The organism is Caballeronia sp. LZ034LL, assembly GCF_031451215.1.
Classification (GTDB): domain Bacteria; phylum Pseudomonadota; class Gammaproteobacteria; order Burkholderiales; family Burkholderiaceae; genus Caballeronia.
This window is the reverse complement of record NZ_JARUXR010000001.1, coordinates 819136-839098: the sequence shown is the minus strand read 5'-3', so window position 1 is coordinate 839098 and position 19963 is coordinate 819136. Positions and strand designations below refer to the sequence as shown.

25 protein-coding genes and 1 pseudogene are annotated in these 19963 nt (G+C 56.7%); 7 read left to right on the top strand and 19 right to left on the bottom strand.

The genetic code is table 11. The features are described 5' to 3' along the window. Positions 1 to 105: 105 nt before the first annotated feature. The 10 genes from QCE83_RS03920 to QCE83_RS03875 form a co-directional block, all read right to left on the bottom strand. Positions 106 to 1845: a terminase large subunit gene (locus QCE83_RS03920; RefSeq protein ID WP_309807736.1), complete on the bottom strand. Its 1740-nt coding sequence runs from the start codon at positions 1843 to 1845 to the stop codon at positions 106 to 108. Further along, positions 1842 to 2318: a terminase small subunit gene (locus tag QCE83_RS03915; RefSeq protein WP_309807735.1), complete on the bottom strand. Its 477-nt coding sequence runs from the start codon at positions 2316 to 2318 to the stop codon at positions 1842 to 1844. Before QCE83_RS03915 ends, QCE83_RS03920 begins: the two co-directional genes overlap by 4 nt. A gap of 105 nt (positions 2319 to 2423) precedes the next feature. After that, positions 2424 to 2618 (bottom strand): HNH endonuclease signature motif containing protein, encoded by a 195-nt coding sequence (locus QCE83_RS03910; RefSeq protein WP_309807734.1) that lies wholly within the window; start codon positions 2616 to 2618, stop codon positions 2424 to 2426. 279 nt (positions 2619 to 2897) lie between these two features. Continuing rightward, the gene (locus QCE83_RS03905) at positions 2898 to 3353 is read right to left on the bottom strand and encodes a hypothetical protein (protein ID WP_309807733.1); all 456 of its coding nucleotides are present in this window, start codon (positions 3351 to 3353) and stop codon (positions 2898 to 2900) included. A 19-nt stretch (positions 3354 to 3372) separates the two neighbouring features. After that, positions 3373 to 3603 carry a hypothetical protein gene (locus tag QCE83_RS03900; RefSeq protein WP_309807732.1) on the bottom strand — a complete coding sequence of 77 codons (231 nt, stop codon included), beginning with the start codon at positions 3601 to 3603 and terminating at the stop codon, positions 3373 to 3375. Then, the gene (locus QCE83_RS03895) at positions 3600 to 4769 is read right to left on the bottom strand and encodes a site-specific integrase (RefSeq protein ID WP_309807731.1); all 1170 of its coding nucleotides are present in this window, start codon (positions 4767 to 4769) and stop codon (positions 3600 to 3602) included. The genes QCE83_RS03900 and QCE83_RS03895 overlap by 4 nt, the downstream gene beginning before the upstream one ends. Next, a complete protein-coding gene (locus QCE83_RS03890) occupies positions 4763 to 5092 on the bottom strand; it encodes a hypothetical protein (RefSeq protein ID WP_309807730.1) in 330 nt (109 codons plus the stop codon). Before QCE83_RS03890 ends, QCE83_RS03895 begins: the two co-directional genes overlap by 7 nt. A 146-nt stretch (positions 5093 to 5238) precedes the next feature. Then, a complete protein-coding gene (locus tag QCE83_RS03885) occupies positions 5239 to 5793 on the bottom strand; it encodes a hypothetical protein (RefSeq protein WP_309807729.1) in 555 nt (184 codons plus the stop codon). Positions 5794 to 5849: 56 nt separating this feature from the next. After that, positions 5850 to 6308, bottom strand: coding sequence for a helix-turn-helix domain-containing protein (locus tag QCE83_RS03880; protein ID WP_309807728.1), 459 nt, complete (start codon positions 6306 to 6308; stop codon positions 5850 to 5852). A 273-nt stretch (positions 6309 to 6581) separates the two neighbouring features. Continuing rightward, complete coding sequence (locus QCE83_RS03875; RefSeq protein WP_309807727.1) at positions 6582 to 7211, bottom strand: BRO family protein; 630 nt, start codon at positions 7209 to 7211, stop codon at positions 6582 to 6584. Between the two features lie 321 nt (positions 7212 to 7532). Between QCE83_RS03875 and QCE83_RS03870 the strand changes: the two genes are divergently transcribed. The 4 genes from QCE83_RS03870 to QCE83_RS03855 all read left to right on the top strand — a co-directional run bounded on the left by QCE83_RS03870 (position 7533) and on the right by QCE83_RS03855 (position 8816). Beyond that, positions 7533 to 7850 (top strand): transcriptional regulator, encoded by a 318-nt coding sequence (locus QCE83_RS03870; RefSeq protein WP_309807726.1) that lies wholly within the window; start codon positions 7533 to 7535, stop codon positions 7848 to 7850. Beyond that, positions 7837 to 8148, top strand: coding sequence for a helix-turn-helix domain-containing protein (locus tag QCE83_RS03865; protein ID WP_309807725.1), 312 nt, complete (start codon positions 7837 to 7839; stop codon positions 8146 to 8148). Before QCE83_RS03870 ends, QCE83_RS03865 begins: the two co-directional genes overlap by 14 nt. Further along, complete coding sequence (locus QCE83_RS03860; protein ID WP_309807724.1) at positions 8145 to 8417, top strand: XRE family transcriptional regulator; 273 nt, start codon at positions 8145 to 8147, stop codon at positions 8415 to 8417. Before QCE83_RS03865 ends, QCE83_RS03860 begins: the two co-directional genes overlap by 4 nt. Positions 8418 to 8513: 96 nt before the next feature. After that, a complete protein-coding gene (locus QCE83_RS03855; RefSeq protein WP_309807723.1) occupies positions 8514 to 8816 on the top strand; it encodes a HigA family addiction module antitoxin in 303 nt (100 codons plus the stop codon). 278 nt (positions 8817 to 9094) lie between these two features. Here the strand turns inward: QCE83_RS03855 and QCE83_RS03850 are convergent, their stop codons facing one another. From QCE83_RS03850 to QCE83_RS03840, 3 genes are all read right to left on the bottom strand, one after another. After that, positions 9095 to 9898, bottom strand: a complete 804-nt coding sequence (locus QCE83_RS03850; RefSeq protein WP_309807722.1) for a ParB/RepB/Spo0J family partition protein — start codon at positions 9896 to 9898, stop codon at positions 9095 to 9097. A 139-nt stretch (positions 9899 to 10037) separates the two neighbouring features. Further along, entirely contained in the window at positions 10038 to 10376 is a 339-nt protein-coding gene (locus tag QCE83_RS03845) for a hypothetical protein (protein ID WP_309807721.1), read from the bottom strand. Positions 10377 to 11039: 663 nt separating this feature from the next. Continuing rightward, positions 11040 to 11300: a carph-isopro domain-containing protein gene (locus QCE83_RS03840; RefSeq protein ID WP_309807720.1), complete on the bottom strand. Its 261-nt coding sequence runs from the start codon at positions 11298 to 11300 to the stop codon at positions 11040 to 11042. A 93-nt stretch (positions 11301 to 11393) separates the two neighbouring features. Here QCE83_RS03840 and QCE83_RS35090 point away from each other — a divergent pair. The 3 genes and pseudogenes from QCE83_RS35090 to QCE83_RS03830 form a co-directional block, all read left to right on the top strand. Continuing rightward, positions 11394 to 11561: pseudogene (locus QCE83_RS35090) on the top strand (helix-turn-helix domain-containing protein); the annotation flags it as partial. A gap of 33 nt (positions 11562 to 11594) precedes the next feature. Further along, entirely contained in the window at positions 11595 to 12107 is a 513-nt protein-coding gene (locus tag QCE83_RS03835; RefSeq protein WP_309807719.1) for a S24/S26 family peptidase, read from the top strand. A gap of 343 nt (positions 12108 to 12450) precedes the next feature. Next, entirely contained in the window at positions 12451 to 13290 is an 840-nt protein-coding gene (locus QCE83_RS03830; protein WP_309807718.1) for a hypothetical protein, read from the top strand. A 456-nt stretch (positions 13291 to 13746) separates the two neighbouring features. On the opposite strand, the gene QCE83_RS03825 is transcribed toward QCE83_RS03830, so the two are convergent. The 6 genes from QCE83_RS03825 to QCE83_RS03805 all read right to left on the bottom strand — a co-directional run bounded on the left by QCE83_RS03825 (position 13747) and on the right by QCE83_RS03805 (position 19916). Next, entirely contained in the window at positions 13747 to 14022 is a 276-nt protein-coding gene (locus QCE83_RS03825; RefSeq protein ID WP_309807717.1) for a hypothetical protein, read from the bottom strand. 416 nt (positions 14023 to 14438) lie between these two features. Next, complete coding sequence (locus QCE83_RS35085; RefSeq protein ID WP_404984115.1) at positions 14439 to 15374, bottom strand: DUF535 family protein; 936 nt, start codon at positions 15372 to 15374, stop codon at positions 14439 to 14441. A gap of 203 nt (positions 15375 to 15577) precedes the next feature. After that, complete coding sequence (locus QCE83_RS03820) at positions 15578 to 15910, bottom strand: hypothetical protein (RefSeq protein ID WP_309807716.1); 333 nt, start codon at positions 15908 to 15910, stop codon at positions 15578 to 15580. Between the two features lie 485 nt (positions 15911 to 16395). Next, positions 16396 to 17016 carry an AraC family transcriptional regulator gene (locus QCE83_RS03815; protein ID WP_309807714.1) on the bottom strand — a complete coding sequence of 207 codons (621 nt, stop codon included), beginning with the start codon at positions 17014 to 17016 and terminating at the stop codon, positions 16396 to 16398. A gap of 369 nt (positions 17017 to 17385) precedes the next feature. Continuing rightward, entirely contained in the window at positions 17386 to 18177 is a 792-nt protein-coding gene (locus QCE83_RS03810) for an EAL domain-containing protein (protein WP_309807713.1), read from the bottom strand. Positions 18178 to 19658: 1481 nt separating this feature from the next. Then, entirely contained in the window at positions 19659 to 19916 is a 258-nt protein-coding gene (locus tag QCE83_RS03805) for a hypothetical protein (RefSeq protein ID WP_309807712.1), read from the bottom strand. Between the last annotated feature and the right edge of the window lie 47 nt (positions 19917 to 19963).

The following is a 19963-nucleotide window of genomic DNA, read 5'->3' as shown; positions in this document are numbered from 1 at the left end:
GTCCCGCCACGATAAATCCCGCTGGCACACTAATAAGTGCCACACCGAAAACGAGCAGTCCAAAGCCAACTAGTCCAGCGATCCAGCCAGCAATTCCGATTGTCTTCAAACGCCTACCCCTTGGTCATAAACGGAACCGCCGTGCAACGCTGTGGGATTAAGTGCCATCAGTGTCACGGCGTTAAACAGCGCCATCAACGGATCAATCTTCCCTGTCCCGCTGGCCTGCTTCGTGATATTCACTGCGTTGCCGACCGGTACGACGCGCGCATTTCCTACGCACCAGGCCATCAGCGGCTGACCACCGTGCAAAAGCACGCCGTCCGGTCCTACGTCATCGCCGTTAGATCCTCTGCTTCCCGCAACAGCAAGACGTCGCTCCGCCGTTTTGATGGCGCCTGAGAGCTTCCAACCCTGCGAGATTCCGATAACCTTGTCTTCGGGGATGCCCACCTCTGCCAGCGCATCGAGCACGCTACCGATGCCCGCCGGGTCTGCTCCCACCTTATCGAGCAGACCAGCCTGATAGATCGCAGCAACGATGTCGGCGACATCCCGCACGTCATCGCCGATCTGCGCCACCATCGTCAAGTCGCCATCAGCTTCGAAATCGCGCAGCCGCGGCGCGATCTCCTTTCGACGATCGAGTACGGACGGATGCGCCCACGCGTGCGTCCAGGCAAGCCAATTACGCGAGTCTTTCTCACGACCCACTACCGCAAGCCCGAGTAAGTCATCGAGCCCGCCGCCATCGATTCCCACGTCGATTACCTCTGAACGAGCCATCAGCGCCTCGAGCGTGAGACTCGATGCGAGTGCTGCTGCCTCCCAGAACTCCGCGCCCGCCCAACGATCTGAGCGCAATGCAAGGCCGATCTCTACGTTGGCGTGCTTCGCGAGGAAACCCCGGAATGACTCTTCGCCCTCTTCGCGCGCCTTGCGGAACTCGCGCTCTAAAAACGCCTGATCGACAGAGAATCCGAAGTTCGGATTCACCATCGCCAAGTTTTCGACCTTCAGATGTTCCTTCGAGCGCACCATCTCCGGTGGATGCTCATAAATGACCGCCACGAACTGCTTGTCGATAATCTTGCCGTCGCGAACGTCGCGCGCATACTGCAACTTTTTGGCGAACACACCTGCGGGCGGCTCGTTCGACTGCGTGGTCAGGTAGATAACGAAGCCTTCAGGGCGAGCCGCAAGACCACCGATGGCCTCGCGCAGCATGTCCTCTGCGTTCGCCATCTTCCCGAACAGCCATAACTCGTCGACAAGCGTTCCGACCGACTTCTTGCCCGATACCGTATTGGCATCAGCCGCCACAACTTTGAGCGTCGCGCCTGTTATGCGGTGCGTGATTGTCTTCACATGCACCTGAACCTGAAAGATCGGGTCGAGCTCGGGTTCGTGCTTCACCATGTCACGCGATGGCGCAAAGCTGTTGTTCGCGACTTCAATAGTGGGAGCAAGAATGGCGAATTCCGCCGACTGGCGCTGATTGACCAGCATCGCGGTCATCATGATGCCCGCCGCAAGCGTCGACTTGCTGTTCTTCTTCGGCAGGCAGACAAACCATTCGATAATCAGCCGCCGATTGTTCGCCCGGTCATACGCGCCAAATATCGATGCCACCAGATCAAATACCCACTGCGCCGACGCCTCGCCAAATGAAGGCGAACCGGGCGCGTCAACGATCTTTAGTTCCTTGAAGATTGACAGAGCGTACTCCGCCTCTTCGGCAAAAATAGGCGGCGGGATGATCGTGCGGCCATCCTTCAGCCGTTCGCTCCAATCTTTACATGACGTGACCCAATCGAGAATGATCTCCTCTTGTTCGGGCGTCACAGCTTCTTACCCCCGCTCGCCGCAAGGCGTGGTGCAGGGGGAGGCGCCCCGAATTTAGATGCAGCCCGCTTCGCCGCCTCTTGTTGCGCATCCTTCTTGCCACCCTCGCCTTTCTTCGCATGTTGGTACGGAGCGACTGCCTTCGCCGAGTCGACGCGCAGCTTTGGCTCGCTCATCGGATCGTTGAACACCGCGATCAGGAATTCCAGTGCGTCGCGCGTCGAGAACGCTCTGGACACATCGAACCCTGCGTTCGCGGCCGCGTTCTTCAAATCTGGCGCGACCTTCGGCGGCCGATGAAGCAATTTTCTTCGACGCTCGATCTCCGCTAACACCCGCGGGTTCTTTAGCAACCGGTTAGCTTCGATGCTAGCGGTGCGCTGGCAGTATCCGGCTGCGACTGCGGCGCTTTTCCCTTTTCCATCAACGAGATACGCCTCGACGAACAGCCGTTGCTTATTCGTTAGCGACATTAGCAACTCTCGAAAAAGGGGAAAAATTGTGCGCGTGAGAGAGCAGTCGGTGTCCGAGCCTCAAACCCTCCAGACTTTCGATACCCCCTCCCCCCAAGCACTTGCTCAACGTCCGAACCGCCCCGCAGCCTCCGCCGCCGTCTTGCGCGCATGGCAGTCAACGCAGAGCAACTGCAGATTGGCGTCGTCGTTGCTGCCACCGGCTTCAAGTGGTACACGATGATCGACGTGATCGAGATGCTCGTTCCAAGCTCGGCCGCACTCCGCACAGCAGAAACTGTCGCGAGCGGCGATGCGCATGCGCGTCGTCATCCATCTGCGCCCACGAATGCGCACCGTGGATCCAGCTTTCACCTCCAACAACGAGAGCCTATTGGCCCTCACGTTACCCAGTCGGGGCTTAAGGGTGCTCAGTCTCGCCATTCGCAGGTTGCAACACAGAGATGGATGAACTAGCCTCGAACGAAGCTATCGCGCAAGACGCGCACCAATGCAAAAAGCCCACATGGTTTGAGCCATGCGGGCCTTAAAGACAGTGATGCAGCCTATCGATTAGGAACCGATTTTATATGAAAGTGTTCAATCAGCAGTAGAACTATTTTGTTCAATAATTCTTGAACACTTCTCGGACATGAAGCTCTCACTTGCCCGGCGGATTGATTTACTAAGCGATTCGGCGCGTGTCGCAAACCGCCGGGCGCGGTTATAGATCGTGCCGCGCGCGCAATTCTGCTCGTAGGCCAATGCCTTAATGTTCACGTTGTACCAATAGATTCCAAGGAAGCACTCAGCGTCGCGCGCGCAATCGCCTTGTTCGCATAGTGCATGAATCGCCATATTGAAGAACGGCATCTCGGGATCCAAGAATGAGTCCGGCTCCTGCGCCACTGCCCGCCGCGTAGGTTGAAGACGTGCAAGCACGTTGGACTTCACACACGGCGCGAAAATGCGTCGCGTCAGGCACCAAGCGACCCACCGATGGGTCTTGTCGTCAGCGGCGTTTCGCGCACCTTCATTCAAGCCTTGTTCACTCATAGCCTCTCCACCGATCTCGCTATTGCTCAACGCCGTAAGAAATGTTCCAGTGATCTAGCCAGGCAAGCAACTGCTTGCGCAGTTCCCGGTTGCGCGGATACGGAAACTGGATCTGACCTGCTTCTTCGATTCCAGCGAATGGGCAGCCTGGAATCGAGATCCAATTCTGCGATCCTTCCAGCCGTCGCACGGCCATCCGCAGAAGCGGTTGCGGAATCGCAGACATTTCAATGTATGTGTATGCGCTCATGTTGTCGACGACCTCGTGATGGCTTGAGTCTCGTCGTGCGCACCCTGAGCGGATGACTCACAGGAATTTGGCAACTCAGTAACGACGCGGGTTTGAGCGGTGCCCTTCGCCACTTTTTCGCCACTCACTTCGCGTTTTTGCGCATTGCCCAATCCCATCTTCTCGCTCAAGCGTGCTTGAGCATCGACCACTGAACCGAGGTCCGCCTCCAGATAGACCATCGTCGTGCGGGGATCCTTGTGACGCATCACTCGCCTGATGGTTTGGATTGGAACGCCTTGTTCGCTCAGCAATGTGGCGAACGTTCCGCGCAGCCGGTGCGGCGTGAGACCCATAACTTCGCATGCAGCGTTCGCAGCAAACATCGCCCGACGCGTAAAACCCGCTTTGCACGCCTCTCCGGTGGGGCGCGTGACGATCAGTCCGCACGCCTTGCGCAAAGGATGCAGATAGTCGAGCAACCATTGCGGGACAGGCACGGGATCCGCCTCGCGGCCTTTGGTCTGGCCTGGCGTATAGGTGCCGCGCTCCCAGTCGAGCCACTCCCAGCGCGCCGTGATAGTCTCGAATTCGCGCAACCCCAGTCCAAGCATCAATCGCACGGCGATCGAAACGCCAGGTCGCCGAGCGGCGGCAGCATCCACTTCGACCAACCAATGCGAGGCCCTTGACACGGGCAAGGTGGTGCGTGGCCTCTTCTGCAGCTTCATCAGCTTCACCGACCACGGCACCACCGGCAGGATGTTGCGCCGGACCGCCCAGTTGCAAACGACCTTGATGGACTTGAGCCAGTGGTTGCCACTCGCCCGGCTGTGTGTCTTCAAATGCTCAAGACGCGCCTGCTCGATTGCCTCGTTGGTCAACTGATCGACCGAAATATCCGCGAGCTCGTAGAGATGCAGCCGGGCGACTGTTCGCATCGACTTAATGTGCGCGCCGCTCACGATCAGCTCGTTGGCGGCGATCCACTTCATGAACAATTCCTGCAGCGTCGGGACGGGCTCGCGTCCTCTCGACCACAGCTTGGCGTCTTGATAGGCTCGCGCTGCCACGACTTCGGCCTTGTGCTTTACGCTCTCGCGTGTGCTGCGCTGCACGCGTGCGCCGTTCACCTGAAACCGGTAGTGCCACCGTTTTCCCACGCGAAATAAGTGATAGCTCACCATGCTCCGGCCACCCCCCGTTTCGCGAGGGTGAATACATACGGGACACCCAAAAGCAAGGCTACGACGAGTTCGTGCTGGGAGATGAGAACGGCGATGATCGCCGTCGTGCTCACGAAATCGTAGAAGGCATTCACCGGATAGCCGTGCTCGTAATCCTTTGCTCGCACCAACAAGGCAGCGATCCACATGATTTGCGCAATGACGCACAGGTAGGCAACGGCAAGGTCCCGGGCGAGTTCGCAGCCGCGCTCGATCCACAAGCAGAGGCAGATAGCCAGCAAAACGTCAAAAAAAACGGCACGAAAAAGCTTTCGAAAATGCATCGCTCTTGACTCCAGCGAATAGGGTTAGAAGACGCTCGACGGGTCCGCAAACGTGAGCAGCCAGGCAGCGATGCGCGCTTGCGTGAGTCCATCCGATACGTAGGCTCGCGACCGGCGACACTCGCCGCCTCTCGTCTACGCGTGGCTCAAGCGTGGAAATCCGTAGGCAGCAGCGCGTCGCCGAAGGCGGCAATCACGTTTCGATAAAAGCGCTCCGATCCGCTGCGCTGAGCGTCTCTCAGCACGTGGTCTATCCACGGTCCTCTGCCCGCGGCCTTCGCAACCAACACGCGGTATTCGGGCAACGATTCGTCAGGGTGCTTCGGGCGCACACCGAGTCGCAAGCCTTCCCGGCAGATGTCGGCTTCGCCGCCAAGCCACCACTCAGCGCCGCTTGCGCCCGTTGGCGCGCCGGGCGCTTCAACACGTACCTCGTCGACGAAGCGAGCGAGAAACCCGACGTTCACAGCACGGCTGTCGCCGTCCCGCTCGCGCGCAGCCACTGCTCGCCGATGTGCTTCGCGCAGCTGGTCGGCGGTGAGGCCTCGGCGCACCCAGCCGAGCACGTGCGCTCGATCCGGACGACGCTCGACGCGCAAACGTTTGCGACGCGCCGCCTCTAAGGCGATCAGAAGCTCAGTGAGCTGGTATTCAAGGTTTGGATTTTCGGTTTTCGAGAAAGCAGCAGCAGAGTTATCCACAGGGTCGCGCGTGCACGCGATGCTGCTGCTTTTATCGTTAACAACAACATCGTTAACTACTGGGGTAAATCGTATGGAGCTAACCGGGGGGTAAGCTCTGCTAACCGGGGGGTAAGCTCCTTGTGGCTTACCGGGGGGTTAGCGTCGCTTACCGGGGGGTCAGCGTCGCTTACCTGGGGAGTCGGACCGTTCCTGTCCTCGTCGTCGATCTCGTCGAGCGGCTCGGGACCACCAACGTCATAGAGCACGCGATAACGATTGCAGGTCTGTCCGCCGCCACCGCTGCGTTCCTGCGCTATGACTTCGATGTAGCCCCAGGCGCGAAGATCAGCGATGCACTGGCTGATCCGCGCACGTGATACGCCCACGCTCTCGGCCAGTGTTTTGCGTTTGACGAATGCCCAGCCGTTCTTGTCCGTTCGGTTGCCGAGCGCCATCAAGACGCGCAGAGGCGTCATTGAGGTGAAACGTGCGTCCGAGAGCACGCGATGCGGAATGATTATGAAGCGGCTCAACGCGCCCTCCTTCCGACACCAATGGCGCGACGGCGATCGATCAACGCAAGCAATGCGGCGATTGCGCTGCTAAATGGTTCAGCGAGCGGCGGATAATAGGCCAGCGGGTGGCCGACGTAATCGAAGAACTCTGACACCCTCATGCGCCACCTCCGCGATCACTTTGAGCGTCGGGAATAGCGCGAGAGCACAAGAGAACAGCTGAATGCTGATAAGTTGTGACTGCGAGGCTATCAAGGTAGTGGCGCTCGGCCAGTCTGAAAACGCAGCCGCTCATGAGCGTGCCTCCGAAGTTTTGCGGGAAGCCCTATTCCACGGTTGACGTTCAGACGTGCCCGCGCCCGCGCCCGATGCAGCGTGTCTCGCAAGAATCGCGGAGATGGTGGACGCATAGAAGGAGACGTGTGCGAACGCGTCTTGATGCCGCGTGAGCGGCGACTCAAGCGCTTGTAGCGCGGGCATTGCTTTTCGCCAGGCAGCTTGTGCGATTTTGAGGTGGATCAAGAGCGCGCCTAAGTGTTGTGCCTCGTCTTGCCTAAGCGCGATCCAGCCCGTCGCTTCGCGTTCGAGCAACTCCGCTATCCAACATCGAAATGCTGCAGCCTTCGAGGTGCGGGCAAGCGTGCTGAGTAAGTGGGCGCCGCGTAGAGAAAAAATGCGAACTTGCTCAACGCCACCTCCTGCTGGCAGCGTCACAACACGGGTCACGTCGTCGCTGAATCCGGAACCGTTGCGCTTCAATAGGTCGTTGAGCCCTCGGCGACGATTTTTGTAACCAAGGGCGTCAGCAATCTGCTGCGCCCTTAGCCAACGCTGACCGTAGCGGTCGATAATGTCGAGGCGGTGGGATTGAAAAGGAAGGGATTGTGTTTGCTCAGGACGAGCGAGGGTGTTGGCACGCATGGCGGCCTCCGTCGTGTAGGTACTAGACCCACGCCCCAACGCCAATTGGGGTGGGCGGGCACGAGACAGAGTTGGCGTACCGGACACGACGGATCCCGGCGAGCCCAAAGGCTCCCCTGCCATGGCCCGCCCATTGAAGGCGCGCACAGGCAAACGGACGTAAAAAATCCGCCGGAAGGCGGACGTCCGCCGATCGTGATTCGAGACGCCAATCCCGACCGCTGTTGTCTCAGCGATGCTTCGAGTATAGGCAGCGCCGCGCGCTGCAGTCAAGGTTTGAGGATGTTGCAACTGATACGTCAATGACGTATAATCCGCGCTATGTACACTGTCGCCGAAACACACGTTTTTAAAGCGTATGTATCTGATTATTGGACGGAAGACGAGCGTGGCGCGTTTTGCGCATGGTTGGCGTCGAACGCGGAAGCGGGCGATGTTATTCCAAAGTCCGGGGGATGCCGAAAGGTCCGTTGGGGCCGCAAAGGCGTAGGCAAACGTGGTGGAGTAAGGGTGGTTTATTACAACGTGTTTGCAGACGGCGTAATTTGGCTGTTGACGATCTATGGCAAAAACGTTGCAGAGAATATTCCAGCTCACGAGCTCAAGCTGCTCAAGGAGATGATCGATGCCTCTCACTAAAAAAGAACTTGCAGCGAAAGAAGCAAAGCGGAATCTAGGTGGCGAGTTGCTGCAGGCGGTTCGCGAAATGAAGCAAGGCCGTGCAGCCCGCGTCACGCACGTGGAGCCGTCCACAGCATCTGTCGCGCGCGATAAGAGCGGTTTGTCACAAAGTGAATTCGCCAAGCTGATTGGCGTCTCACTCCGCACGTTGCAGGAGTGGGAGCAAGGCAGACGCAAGCCGACGGGCGCTGCCCAAACCTTGCTGCGTGTGGCGGCACTGCACCCAGAAGCGCTTCGCAACTTACAAAGTACGTGACTGTTCGCGGAAAAAGCGTTTTCTACGACCTGTTCTCCGGAAGCGAAGCGGCAGAGCTCGAAATGGGCGCAATCTTGCTTCAGGGGCTTACGACCTGGTTGCACAACCAGAAGATGACGCAAGCCGCAGCCACAGAAGTATTTGGCACGACGCCGGCGCGTGTTTCTGACATCAAGCGCGGAAAGATCAACCAGGTCAGTCTCGGCTTGCTCGTCAAATTGGCTGCGCGGGCTGGTCTGCAGCCTCGCATGGAGCTTAAATCTAGCTGAGCGAAAACGCCTGTGTCTATAAGCGGCAATCACAAGTTGAGCGCGGAGCAAGCGCGCTGAGCGCATCGCCTTTCGTCGATACAACGAGGCAGTAGCATGATTAACAATCGAATGCGCCCCATTCACCCAGGAGAATTCCTTCGCGAGGATTTCCTCGTGCCACTCGCCATGGATGCAAACGCCCTTGCCAGCGCGTTGCACGTCCCCACCGGACTCATCAAGAGCATCGTGCGCGAGCGTCGTCGCATCACGGCAGACACCGCGTATCGCTTGGCACGGTACTTCGACACGACCCCCGAGCTCTGGTTGAATCTGCAAGCAACTTATGACTTGAAGACGTTGTCCACGCGCGATGAAATAGACCGCAACGTGGAACCGCGCCAGCCAGCACCCTGCTGACAATAATCTTTGGTTGAAGGCGATTACCGCCACGCGAAAACCGATGCCGGCCTGTCCGCATCGTGCCGAAGCGCTGCCGCCAGCCTTATGCGAGCAGCTCGACATGAGGCCGTCAGAAAGGAGTATCAGTAGAGAGCCCGCAGGAAGTGCTGGCGAGCGTGTGCGTGAGTCACGATGACCGATCGACTTGAGCAGCGGCTTACTCGTGGAGGGGAACTTTGCCAATAGGGCAGGAGCGCGTAGTTCTCCAGAAACTATGAACGAGAAAGTCGTGGCCGTCATGCGCCCCCCTCACCATCGTGCTCCATGCCTAGCACCCAGCGCAGTGCTGCCGCACGATCTCCGGACGACATTTCGAGCTCGCGCGTGATCTCCTTGCGGCTGCGCAGCTTTGCCTTCGCAGTGCCGATTACTGCACGCTGCGCGCGAGCGCGGGCATGACCCACGACATGCTGCCCCGCTGCAATTAGTTCCTGGACCTTCTCTCGCTGATCCTCCGGCGAAAGCTTCGAAAGTTGGCGCGCGTGCGTGACATTAATACTCAAGCTCTCAACAGCCTTGCGAACGTCGGCGCAGCATTCGAGCAGCGCGATCGTGGCCCGAACGGTGCTGATCCCACATCCGAAGATCGTGCCAACTTCGGCCTCGCTGTAGCCGAGCGCCATTACTCGCCTCATCTTTTCAGCGCGGCCGAGCGGAGTGTCGGACTCACGTAATTCGTTTTCGCCGATGATCGCAGTCAGCGTCGTACGTCTGTCGCCTCGATACACCTGCGCCGCGACTTGAATAGGCGTCTCGCCGCGTGCGCGCCGCCATTCGTTGACCAACCGTGCCGCCTTGGTCCGTTGCCGGCCGACTGCGACCTCGGTTTCTCCGGTCTCGGTATTCTTCACTACCGAGATCGGCTGCAGAACACCTTGAAAGTCGATGTTCCGAGCAAGATCCTCGTTCACCGGAAGATCGACGCGCGGGTCATAAAGCGGCGAATTCGTGTCAGTCACCAACACCAGCTTCTCAGGATCGAAGAAAAGCAGGTTTGTCTTTCCCGATGCACCGTAAGCGTCAATTGAGTTCTTTGCCATAGTTCATGTCCATCAATTCCGCGTCTCAATTGAATCTTGAGCGCAAGGGGGTTCTGCTGCCATTACACCGTCTGGCGCGCAGTACCTCTATTAGTTCTGCTAACGCAACCGAATGCACTAGGCGATTGCGCTTTGCCTGCTACTGGTCCGTCTCCTGCCGCAAGGTTTCCTGAGGAGCGAGTGGCACAGCCGCTGCGCCCTCGCTCCGCGCAACGTTGAAGGATGCCATTGGTAATGGCATCACTGGTTCGTAGGCAAAGCGCCGCTGTGAGAGTGTCTCGTTCTCGCCGGTCTCGACATGAAAGGCCTCAGGACATTCCATCTTCAACTGCTCGACAATCTCCGCGAGTGTTTCGTCGGTCGCGTTCTTAAGCATTTGCTGGTGCCGCTCTGTAAGCATCTTTGCTTCTCCGTTTAGTGCGCACGACAGTTCACCTCTGTCGCCATCTGCTTCATCGACCCAAATAACCACCGTCACGCGTCGAGTGCTCGAAGACTCTCATCGATGGGGACAGACGAGCACATCAATGCCGCAGTGAGCGCGATGGTTCATGTTCTTCAGTTGGGATTTGATCCGATCGTAGCGACGTCGGTCTTGCGACCATACTTCTGTCGGAGGTGCTCCCAGAGGGCCCGCTCCAAGCTCGGCGACATCACCACATCACTTACGTGGATAGCTCCATCCTCAATCGTCACCTCGTGACCAAGACACAAGTCGAGCCTTACCAATGGTGGTTCATCGACAGAGACCACTGTCGTGACACGGCGCACACCAGGTATTTCCTTGCCGTCGATTGCAACGCGTCCTCGCGTTGGGACGAGCTCTCCGCCCGGCCTTATCGTTTCAATTTTTATCTTCGGAGACTTCATATTTTGTCCTGCAGTGGGTTAGTACGATCTCAACAAGCTGGCCATACAAGGGCGGAGCTGACTCCTAAAAACGTGACGGCTTACAGGTGTTACCAAAAACCCTGACCGACGCGTTCGATGACATCCTCAAATCGCAAGGACTCACCTTCTCTGCGCCGCTCGTGCAGTGGAGAAGACGTGAATATGGCTGAGGTTCAAGATGCCTGCTCTGTGCCGAACTGGGACGCGCAATCGCGACTTCTTGACTCAGTTTGATCGCTGGGGCTTGCTTTCACCTCCGGTTATGAGGCCGTGCATCGATGTACCCGCCTTGCTTTGCAGCAAGCTCTGGCCAAATCAAGTGCCAGTCAGCAGGCCGCAGATCGCGGCGTTGGCAAATCCCGCGCTTTTCTGCAAACGGCGCGAGGCGGATCAGCTTGTCATCGGGGATGCCGCCTTTGCGCCATGCGTGAACAGAAGGCGGCGTTATGCCCAATAATCGTGCGACAGCTGTCGTGCCGCCTAATGCATCGATCAGTAGAGAAGGACTCATGGGTTCAAACCGATTCAGAACGCAGTCATATTAGGACTTGCTAACCGACAAGTCAATAGCATCTCCTTTCAAACGAAATGTTAGGATTAGCTAATGCTCTCCGAAAGATTACATCTCGCGATGAAGGCCGCTGGTATCAATCAGGCTGAACTCGCACGCGCGTGCGGCGTTCGGCCACCGAGTGTCCACGGTTGGCTTAGCGGCAAATCCAAATTCCTTCGGGGCGAAAATTTGCTTGCCGCAGCTCGAGCGCTGAGAGTCTCCCAAGAGTGGCTGGCCACCGGGAAGGGACTCATGCAGATCCAGCCCGACGATACGATGTCGGCGAGTTCCGTTGCAGAGCACCCAGTTTTCGATCATCCAGGACAGGACGAATTCGCTCTCGTCCCGAAGCTCGAAGTAGCAGCCGCCTGTAGCGACGGGCGTCTGAATGAAAACGTTGTCGTGAACGGCAATATTTCGTTCAGGCGCTCGACGCTGCGGGCTCTCGGAGTTACCGAAGCGACCGCGAGGATAATTAGCGCCGTCGGGTGCAGCATGTGGCCCACTTTGCGGGACGGATGCACAGTTCTGATCAATACAGCTGACACAACACCAAAGGACGGGAAGGTCTTTGCGATTTGCACGCCCGGCGGAGGATTGGTACTCAAGCGGTTGATATGGGACTACCACTCCGGCATCGGAGCGCAGACCTGGATCATGCGCAGCGACAACCCGGACAAAACCGCCCATCCGGACAAGATCCTTCCACCCGATGACCGCCCGAAGCTCATTGGCCGTGCACTCTGGAACGATAATTTCCTTTGAGCGCAGCTAATCCATCCAAAGGTCGATGTTCCAATCTCCCATCATTTCCGCTGCCACTGCCACTTCCGCTCCACCTCGCCAAGAAAGTTAGTCAGACCTATTGACAACTAGTTTAGCGTCTCCTAATATCTTCAGACGAGACAACCTGCTTGCCTACGCGGAGCTTTGTACGCTATTTGCGAGATGGCTGAATTAGCGGATCGCCTTCGCTCCTTAAATCAAGTTTGCCGTAGGCTCGCGTACCGAGGTCGCAAGGGCCAAAGCAAATCCCTCGTTGAGTAAAAGATAGCACCCGTCGATGCTACCGACGCGAAAGAACCTAGTTGTACTAAGAGAGGTACATATGATTGAAACGACATTTACTTTATTGGCTTCCTCGGAAGCCGTTCCCCTCCTCGGCTTTCCATTTAAGGATGATCCACCCAGTCCGATTCTTCCCGACAAATCACTCATGCTTTGCGTATGTCGTGCTGACATGTCGACCGAATATGATTTCACATGGCCGCATACCGGTGAAGTCGCAGAGGCTCCAATCTGGGAACCCACGCTTCGCTTCGGTGGTCTTCGCGGTTGGCTTTACGGTCATGGCGATCCTGCCCTCAGCGCACTTATGGAACCGACCGCGAAGTGGCTCGTCGTCGAAGCAAATACGAGTGACATTATCAGTTTCGACGGTGTCTGCAAGTTTCCGAGCGGCAAGGTGCTTTTCATTGGCACGCGTTACAAGGCTGCTAATTATCTCGTTGAGCACGAGCCTCGTGCTCGCGCCTTCCCTGTGATTGGCGAGCGTCGCACCGTTGGCGATGGCGAGTCCGCTGTCGTGGGCGCACTGGGCGCAGCCTTCGCAGGGGATAACGGAACCGCCGTCGCAGGGCATCGTGGCATCGCATCGGTTGGCGCTCGCGGAATAGCAACCACCGGTTTTCTCGGTACATCCGCCGCAGGTCGCTGCGGGACAGCTATCGCTGGAACTGGCGGGGTCGCTGTTGCAGAAGATCACGGTACCGCAATCACCGGCGTTCGGGGCAAAGCAAGCGCTGGCACGAGTGGTCAGATCAGCATCTGGTATTGGGATTTCGTAGAAAGGCGTTACCTCATGAAGATCGGGTACGTTGGAGAGGACGGTATAGATCCATACACGATCTACACGCTCGATGATGACAATCGATTCATCAAGGTTTAATTCCTCCCACACAACACAAACAAAACGATGACCCTTCTAACCCGTGCCTTCATACTGGAGAAATACGGCGTTCGCCTCACGATGAACCAGCTGGCAACGCTGCTTGCGATGTCGGAAGGTACGATTCGTAACCAGGTAAGCGCCGAAACTTTCCCGATCGCAACTTATACGGAAGGATCGAAGCGCTTTGCTTCGTACGAGGCCGTAGCAGACTATTTGGACTCAATGTCTAAAAGGGCTCGTGTGCGAGCGGCGGCATGAAAACGTTGAGGTTCGATCGAATCGAGTCCATCGTCAAGTCGATTATCTCACTGGAATCGCGGCAACTCGTAATCCCTCGGTGTGTTCGTCGTGCGTCAAACCATCGAAGGGGCAGTGACAAGATCGCGCGTCTTGTTTGAACAGTACTCTCTCTATGCGGATCCGCCTTGAGGTATCTGGCATGCGAACGTTGCATCAATCCGTCTCGCGAACAAGTTGAGGCAGGCCAAGTCGGACATAGGATTGCTCATAAGCTGCGATGAACCTGGGATCGCCGGCTCGAACGCGCGTGAGCCATTTTCCCAGATCCGCGTGACACGATTCGCGTTCGATGTCAGAGAAGCATGCGGAAGTCTCTCTCATTTGCGTCGCCGCCCAGTAAGTCGCGAAGATGGTCTCTTGATCCGCGTACCCTAATTGCAGGCTTTCTTTCTCCCCGTCATTCAACCATTTTTTAATGGACGAGGACAACGTTTGCTCCGTCTCATCTGGTACATAACTGAAGACATGCGCAGCGCCGTTCCGTGCGTCCCGGAAGTCATTTATGGCAATGGAAACGACAAACTCAACGGCACGGTGCCTAGCTGCATTGTCGCTGAGTGATGCCGCTATAGCCGCTGCAATGCAGATCGACACCGTCGCGAGTGTGATGGCCGTGCGTACTAACGGCCTGCGAGATACGCGCTGGAGATTTCGATAAGACATTTCAAATACAACCGAGGTCTAGATTCATTTACTGCGATTACATAGCCGCTCGCGAGTTGCGACGGCGAAGGTGTTCTGCTTTTGCTTCCAGAACTATAAATGCGCTTTGCCCTGCGCTTACAGGTAGCAGAAATCGTGTCTTGAGTTGGAGTCGATTTCGAAAACAACATTTAGACTTCTCTTCAGGTTGATCTGATTGAACATTGAATCTGCTGAGTCAAATGCGTTAATAATTTCGTCCGTCTGTCGCGACGGCTCAGGGCTAGATCATCGCATCGCCCTTTTCCCCCTGCTCTCGCCTTGGCTAACAGCAGGCACCCCCTCCACTGTTGCGTTGCACCACACTCGATCGCTAAAGCTTTGTAGTCTGCTGCAATACGATGCTTAAATGACGGATAGCGCCAGCTCGCGTAGACGTGGGTGTCATTCGTTACCATCAATACGCTCCGCGCGTTGATTTCAACAGCAATCACCTGGATCAGCCGAACAGCCAGCCACTTCGGTCGCCACCCATGCCATTTGCGAGTCAGCGACCGAAATAGGCATAGTCCATCTTGCCCCTTGCCTGGACCCTGTACATTTCCTATCAGAATCCTGGGTCGCAGAATTCGACCTCCTAAAGCGGCGATTGAGAATGAACATGAGACCACGGATGAACCATCTGAGTTTTTGATAGAAAGCGTCCAATCCCCTTCCCTCTTGAATTGTTCGAGCACCTCTAAAACTATTTGCCAGCTTTCATCACCCAGTCGAAAGCGCGCGATGACAGCGCGCCCCGATTTAGCTATCTCGCACGCTATCGAAGGAAGCAGTTCGTACGCGTACCGCTGATGCTCCAAGCTTACCCGGACAATCTCATTTGGCCTAAATGCATTATGCAAAAACGGTCGGTGAGTCCGTTCAAAGCATTGCGGCGCTTGACACGTCAAACCCGGAAGCCTTGACGTCAAGCACGCGTCTAGCCAAGAGATAGTCGTCTTGTAGCACAGCACCGTGCGAATGAGAAAACGAAAACGGCGCCAGCGCGCGAAATAGTGTCGGCCTGGATAGGCCTGCGAAGCACATTCCAAAATGAAGCGCGGGCGACGGAGGGGGGTCTTGCCAGATTTGAGGTCCATCTCTGCGTATCTTCTTTCGATTTCGTTACGGTAAAGTTGTCAGTCAGTGCGACGACCTTTAACTTGAAGCAATGAAAGCCGCTTACCTAAGCCTGGCTTCCGACGCGCCTAAGGACTAGGCCTAAGTAAATCGGCCTCGTCCTTAGGCGACTTTATTGCACAAAACGTGCGGTCACCGAACCGAGCCTGTTTTCTCTATATGCTCAGTTTGAAATCAACTCGACATCGCTATCACGAGCACGCGAGCGAGCGCGGTGCCGCAAAGTATCTTGACGAATCGCTTGGGCGTCACGATCCCTTGGATCAATTGACCAGCTTTGATGCGCGAATGGCTTCAAGTTATGACGCTTGCGTTCTTTCCCAGCGCCTTTGGAAACCCGCTTTGGCCGGCTCTTTGCTCGTAGGTGCTCCGCATATGATCGGCCGGTAGAGGCATCGGTGACGTCGGCGGCTTCGACCACGCTGCAAGAAAAGCATGCACCGCCGATGCAAGATAATACGATCACCACTTTGCCGAATCTTTTCATCGCTTTCACTGATAACCCTCTGTTCCTGTGTAAGTGAGAGAAGAGAGATTAGCGCTACAACTGTGGCGAAGGAATCAGACGCGTACCAAAGTTCGAGTCATGGGTCAGAGACCCTCCTATAAATTAAACGAGTTTGATATTCCACCCTTTACGTTGTTATCGGCCGCATGCGAGCAACCGTATAGCGTGTGCTACTCTCGCTCATATCGTGCGCGGTAATCGCAGAGAACAATCAGTGGGGAAGGCAGAGGACTCTTCAAACGATGCGTCATAGTCGACTCTTGGTCTATATGGTCACGTCAGTGATTGACGCTCGGCACTCAAAGCTGGAGTTGTCCATGTAGCCCAGTACACGCGGCACTGTCAGGTTGAGCACACCGATCGCGCCTGAACTCACAAGGCTAGCGGTATTTCACGGCTTTGTGCGGGCGGCGCTTTTGTAGTGCTCAAACGCGACGGCCAGATCAGAGCGCGGTCGGTGCGTCGGGCTTGTCTTAGGCGACGCAATTAGGCTGCGCTCGCAGGCTGCTATTCCAGAATCCCATTCGAAGGAGATTGAGTTGCGTGAAGCGAGTGGCGTCTAGAACACCAAAGTAGCGATGTGTTGCAGCTTTTGCTGCCTTGGTCCGCGCGGTCGGACGCTCGAGCGTGGACCCGAGAGCTGTAGGCTCAGCCCCGAAATAGCGGCCTAGCGTCGTGCCAAATGTCCGCCTGAACAACGCGATAAACGCGCTCACATTGTCATACCCGAGTTGATACGCAACACTGGCAACAGGCTCACCTGCCGCCAGCAGTTCAAGGGCACGCACTAGCCTTGCCCGCTGCCGCCACGCGGTGAACGTTAGCCCAGTCTCCGCAACAAAAAGGCGGCTGACTGTCCGTGGCGCTGCATGGGCCCAGTTGGCCCAGTCTTCAAGCGAACGTTGGTCAGCGGGTGCATCGGCAAGCGCAGTTGCGATACGTAAGAGCCGAGGATCGGCAGGCATGGGTAAGGTGAAAGCATCGCCGGAGCTACCGGCGATCTCGTCCAGAATCACGGCGGCGATGTGCTGCTGCCAATCGTTCAAGGGCGCGTACTCCCATTCGACCGCGCGCACAATCGCTTCCTTCAGCAAGCCCGTGATTTCTATAACGCGCGGCTCCGTCGGCAGTGAAGCGCAGGCATCCGCAGAAATTTAAGCCGCCCAGCCCGAAAACGGACCGTGCGAACGTGCAGCATGCATGGTCGATGGCTAGATCCATGCGGCAAGGTGCGCAAGCAACCGGGAGATGCCGAAGAAGGACTGAAAGACGCCGCTGAGCGTCGCGACGAGGTGACCAAGCCCTGACCGGGAAGGTCTGCAGGAGGCCCGCATCAGGCGGGCGATGGTGCAACGTTGAAACACGGGGCTATCGAAAACGTGCCTCAAACGTGGCGGCAATCAAGAGCAGCGCTTGTATCGTCAGCCCGGGCTCTCGCATGAGATTCAACACGCCCGTAGACCCTATTTCCCGAGCCAACTTTCAGTCGGCTCGGGTATCGATCGAAATGCTGGCTTCGCGAAAAAGTAACCCTGCATGAGCCTAACACCGTTAGCAGCGAAGAAGTCTCGCTCGCCACGTGTCTCGATACCTTCAGCGATCACGCGAATCCCCAGATCCCGGCACATTGATAGCACACCTCGCACTATACTCTGGCGTACATTGTCTGTATCGATGCCCCGCACGAGTTCCATGTCAAGTTTGATTAGGTCCGGTTGGAACTCTGTGAGTAGAGTGAGCCCTGAATAGCCTGCGCCAAAATCGTCGATAGCCGTCTGGAAGCCAAAACGTCGATATGCGCGAAAGATTTCGACCAAGTGCGCGCGGCTGATGATGTTTTCGCCTTCGACGGTCTCGAAGATGATTCGATCGCTCGCGAATTGAAACTTCTCGGCGGCTTCAAATGTGCTGCGGATACATGCTTCTGGCCGATAGACGGCGTTGGGCATGAAATTGATTGAAAGATAGCCACTGAGCTCGAGCGATGCAGCCTGCTCGATGGCGATCGTGCGGCAGCGCTGATCGAAATGGTAGCGATTATTCTCATCAACCTGTGCAAGGATCGATGCGGCTGACTCGCCGTTCGGTCCGCGAACTAGTGCCTCATGCGCGTAAGCTGTACCGCTTTTAATATCTACGATCGGCTGAAAAGCAAAAGCTAAGTCAATTGCCTCGTGCGCGGACACGCGGCAGCCAGCGCATTTGCCTGATGGACCATTTGCTTCAAGCCGACTGTCGGCAGCGTTGTCATTCATTCAAATTCTCACTTTCAAAGGGCTTGTTGCTCGTGCGCTTCATGGCGTTGCCGGCAGGCCTTTCGCGACACTGCAGCGGCTTGAACGGGCGACACCATTGCTTCGACACCACGGTGCGGTGCCTCCGTCGCGCACGCTGCCTCATGCTCTAAACAACCAAAACATTAGGAAGCCGGCCGGCATTCCCAAGCCAACTATTGTGAAGCCCAGAATGATCAGAACGTCATGGATATCTGGTCGCGTCTTACGAAACGCTTGCGCAGGCGACGCCGTATCGATGGACAGCCGATCGAAGTTAAGCGAGCCTCTCTTTCGAGAGGTCGAAAAACGGTAATTCGTTCGCCTTGACATGTCGCCAATTCACCCCGGTAAGATTTACTCGATGTGACGGCGCACGCAACCTCACCATGTTGTCATGCTCAGCGCACAGTCACTGCCTTCAGCCGCTCTAGGAGCCCATCCGCGTTATCAACGCATCGATGTCTCGCTCCAACTCTGCTACGTCGCCTCCTGAAGCGTAGACCCGAGCACGTCTTGCATCGTCAATCGCCCTGCGGCAGAAGGCAATTCTGCGGTCGAGAGTGGAAGCCGCTGCCTGAGGTCGGGAGTTTCTAAACAGCTTCAATCATCCTTTCAATCCCGTATCCACAGAAAAAAACCCGCGACATTTCTGCCGCGGGCGTTCGCGCCAGTCTATCGACTCTGTGCTCAGTCAGACACCACGTATCAGAACGGGGTATCCGATATCGGCCCTCGGTGTTGTGAACAATCATATGAAACACCTGTTTATTTAAAATACTGGGGGAATTACTGAGCGTAAGTTTTTCTGAGCTAGTAGTTTGTGAATTTTGGAACACCTTATGCGCGCGGCCTTGTCGTGACGTCTTTGGCAACGCCACTTTTGCAGACGTTTTGGACGCCCCGGCGCTCGGAGATAGCGTCCATACTGGGTCCATTAACAACGCGGAAGAGCACGCCATGCTTACCGACGAAGGCGCCGACGATCGAGACGTGATTATTCGCCCCGCGCAGAACGGCGCATGGCAGGTAGAGTTCCCTGGGTCCGAAGGCGTAACCCGAGCACTAGCGCCATCAGAGTACGAGGCAATCGTTCTTGCACGACAGTTTGAACCAGGCGCCTCGATACGCTTCCTACCGGCGCGCTAGCGATGCTCAACCGCAAGCCGCAGAGCAGATTCCAACACTTCGCTGCTTGAGCATACGAAGGCATGCGCCCATTGCGTCGCGGCTCTTTCAGCTGCACCTCTGGTTGCTTCTGCCATGTGAGTATGTAGAGCGACCTTGGGCACGTCGTCGTGCCGGAGATAATCGCTGCGGCGAGAAAAATGGGCAACGGCAGTCCATCCGTCCCCGGGGATATGCTCTGGACCTATTTCTACGAAAAACGGCGGCATTGAGTACATCTTGCCCTCCTAGCCGTGGAGACTCTGTCCAGCATACGTCAAGCCACCTCGCCTTGACTATTCGTCCCTCGCTGCATCGAGTTCGATCATTGTCTGCTCGAGCTGCTGCAAGGCTGCGAATGGCCTGCCTGCAAGCGCCTTGGAGCGCACGAGCAACAGAGCGTAGTGCAACTCCTTAGTTGGCTCCAACCATCGCTCCGCTTGATCGGCGATCCACAGAACCTCATTGCGCAGTTGCATGCTCGTCCATTCAGACGAATCGCTTAGCCGCCGCTTGAGTGACTCGATCAAAAACAAAACATCGGATTTTTTCACTGTGGCACCGTGCAGAACACGACTCCCCGCGGTCGCACAGTTCCTTG

Coding starts and splice junctions, on each gene's coding strand:
- QCE83_RS03835 (WP_309807719.1), top strand. CDS start 11,595: ATGCAGATCCAGCCCGACGATACGATGTCGGCGAGTTCCGTTGCAGAG.
- QCE83_RS03855 (WP_309807723.1), top strand. CDS start 8,514: ATGATTAACAATCGAATGCGCCCCATTCACCCAGGAGAATTCCTTCGC.
- QCE83_RS03900 (WP_309807732.1), bottom strand. CDS start 3,603: ATGAGCGCATACACATACATTGAAATGTCTGCGATTCCGCAACCGCTT.
- QCE83_RS03890 (WP_309807730.1), bottom strand. CDS start 5,092: ATGCATTTTCGAAAGCTTTTTCGTGCCGTTTTTTTTGACGTTTTGCTG.
- QCE83_RS03830 (WP_309807718.1), top strand. CDS start 12,451: ATGATTGAAACGACATTTACTTTATTGGCTTCCTCGGAAGCCGTTCCC.
- QCE83_RS03910 (WP_309807734.1), bottom strand. CDS start 2,618: ATGCGCATCGCCGCTCGCGACAGTTTCTGCTGTGCGGAGTGCGGCCGA.
- QCE83_RS03810 (WP_309807713.1), bottom strand. CDS start 18,177: ATGAATGACAACGCTGCCGACAGTCGGCTTGAAGCAAATGGTCCATCA.
- QCE83_RS03875 (WP_309807727.1), bottom strand. CDS start 7,211: ATGCGTGCCAACACCCTCGCTCGTCCTGAGCAAACACAATCCCTTCCT.
- QCE83_RS03870 (WP_309807726.1), top strand. CDS start 7,533: ATGTACACTGTCGCCGAAACACACGTTTTTAAAGCGTATGTATCTGAT.
- QCE83_RS03840 (WP_309807720.1), bottom strand. CDS start 11,300: ATGAGTCCTTCTCTACTGATCGATGCATTAGGCGGCACGACAGCTGTC.
- QCE83_RS03850 (WP_309807722.1), bottom strand. CDS start 9,898: ATGGCAAAGAACTCAATTGACGCTTACGGTGCATCGGGAAAGACAAAC.
- QCE83_RS03895 (WP_309807731.1), bottom strand. CDS start 4,769: ATGGTGAGCTATCACTTATTTCGCGTGGGAAAACGGTGGCACTACCGG.
- QCE83_RS03905 (WP_309807733.1), bottom strand. CDS start 3,353: ATGAGTGAACAAGGCTTGAATGAAGGTGCGCGAAACGCCGCTGACGAC.
- QCE83_RS35085 (WP_404984115.1), bottom strand. CDS start 15,374: ATGGACCTCAAATCTGGCAAGACCCCCCTCCGTCGCCCGCGCTTCATT.
- QCE83_RS03915 (WP_309807735.1), bottom strand. CDS start 2,318: ATGTCGCTAACGAATAAGCAACGGCTGTTCGTCGAGGCGTATCTCGTT.
- QCE83_RS03865 (WP_309807725.1), top strand. CDS start 7,837: ATGCCTCTCACTAAAAAAGAACTTGCAGCGAAAGAAGCAAAGCGGAAT.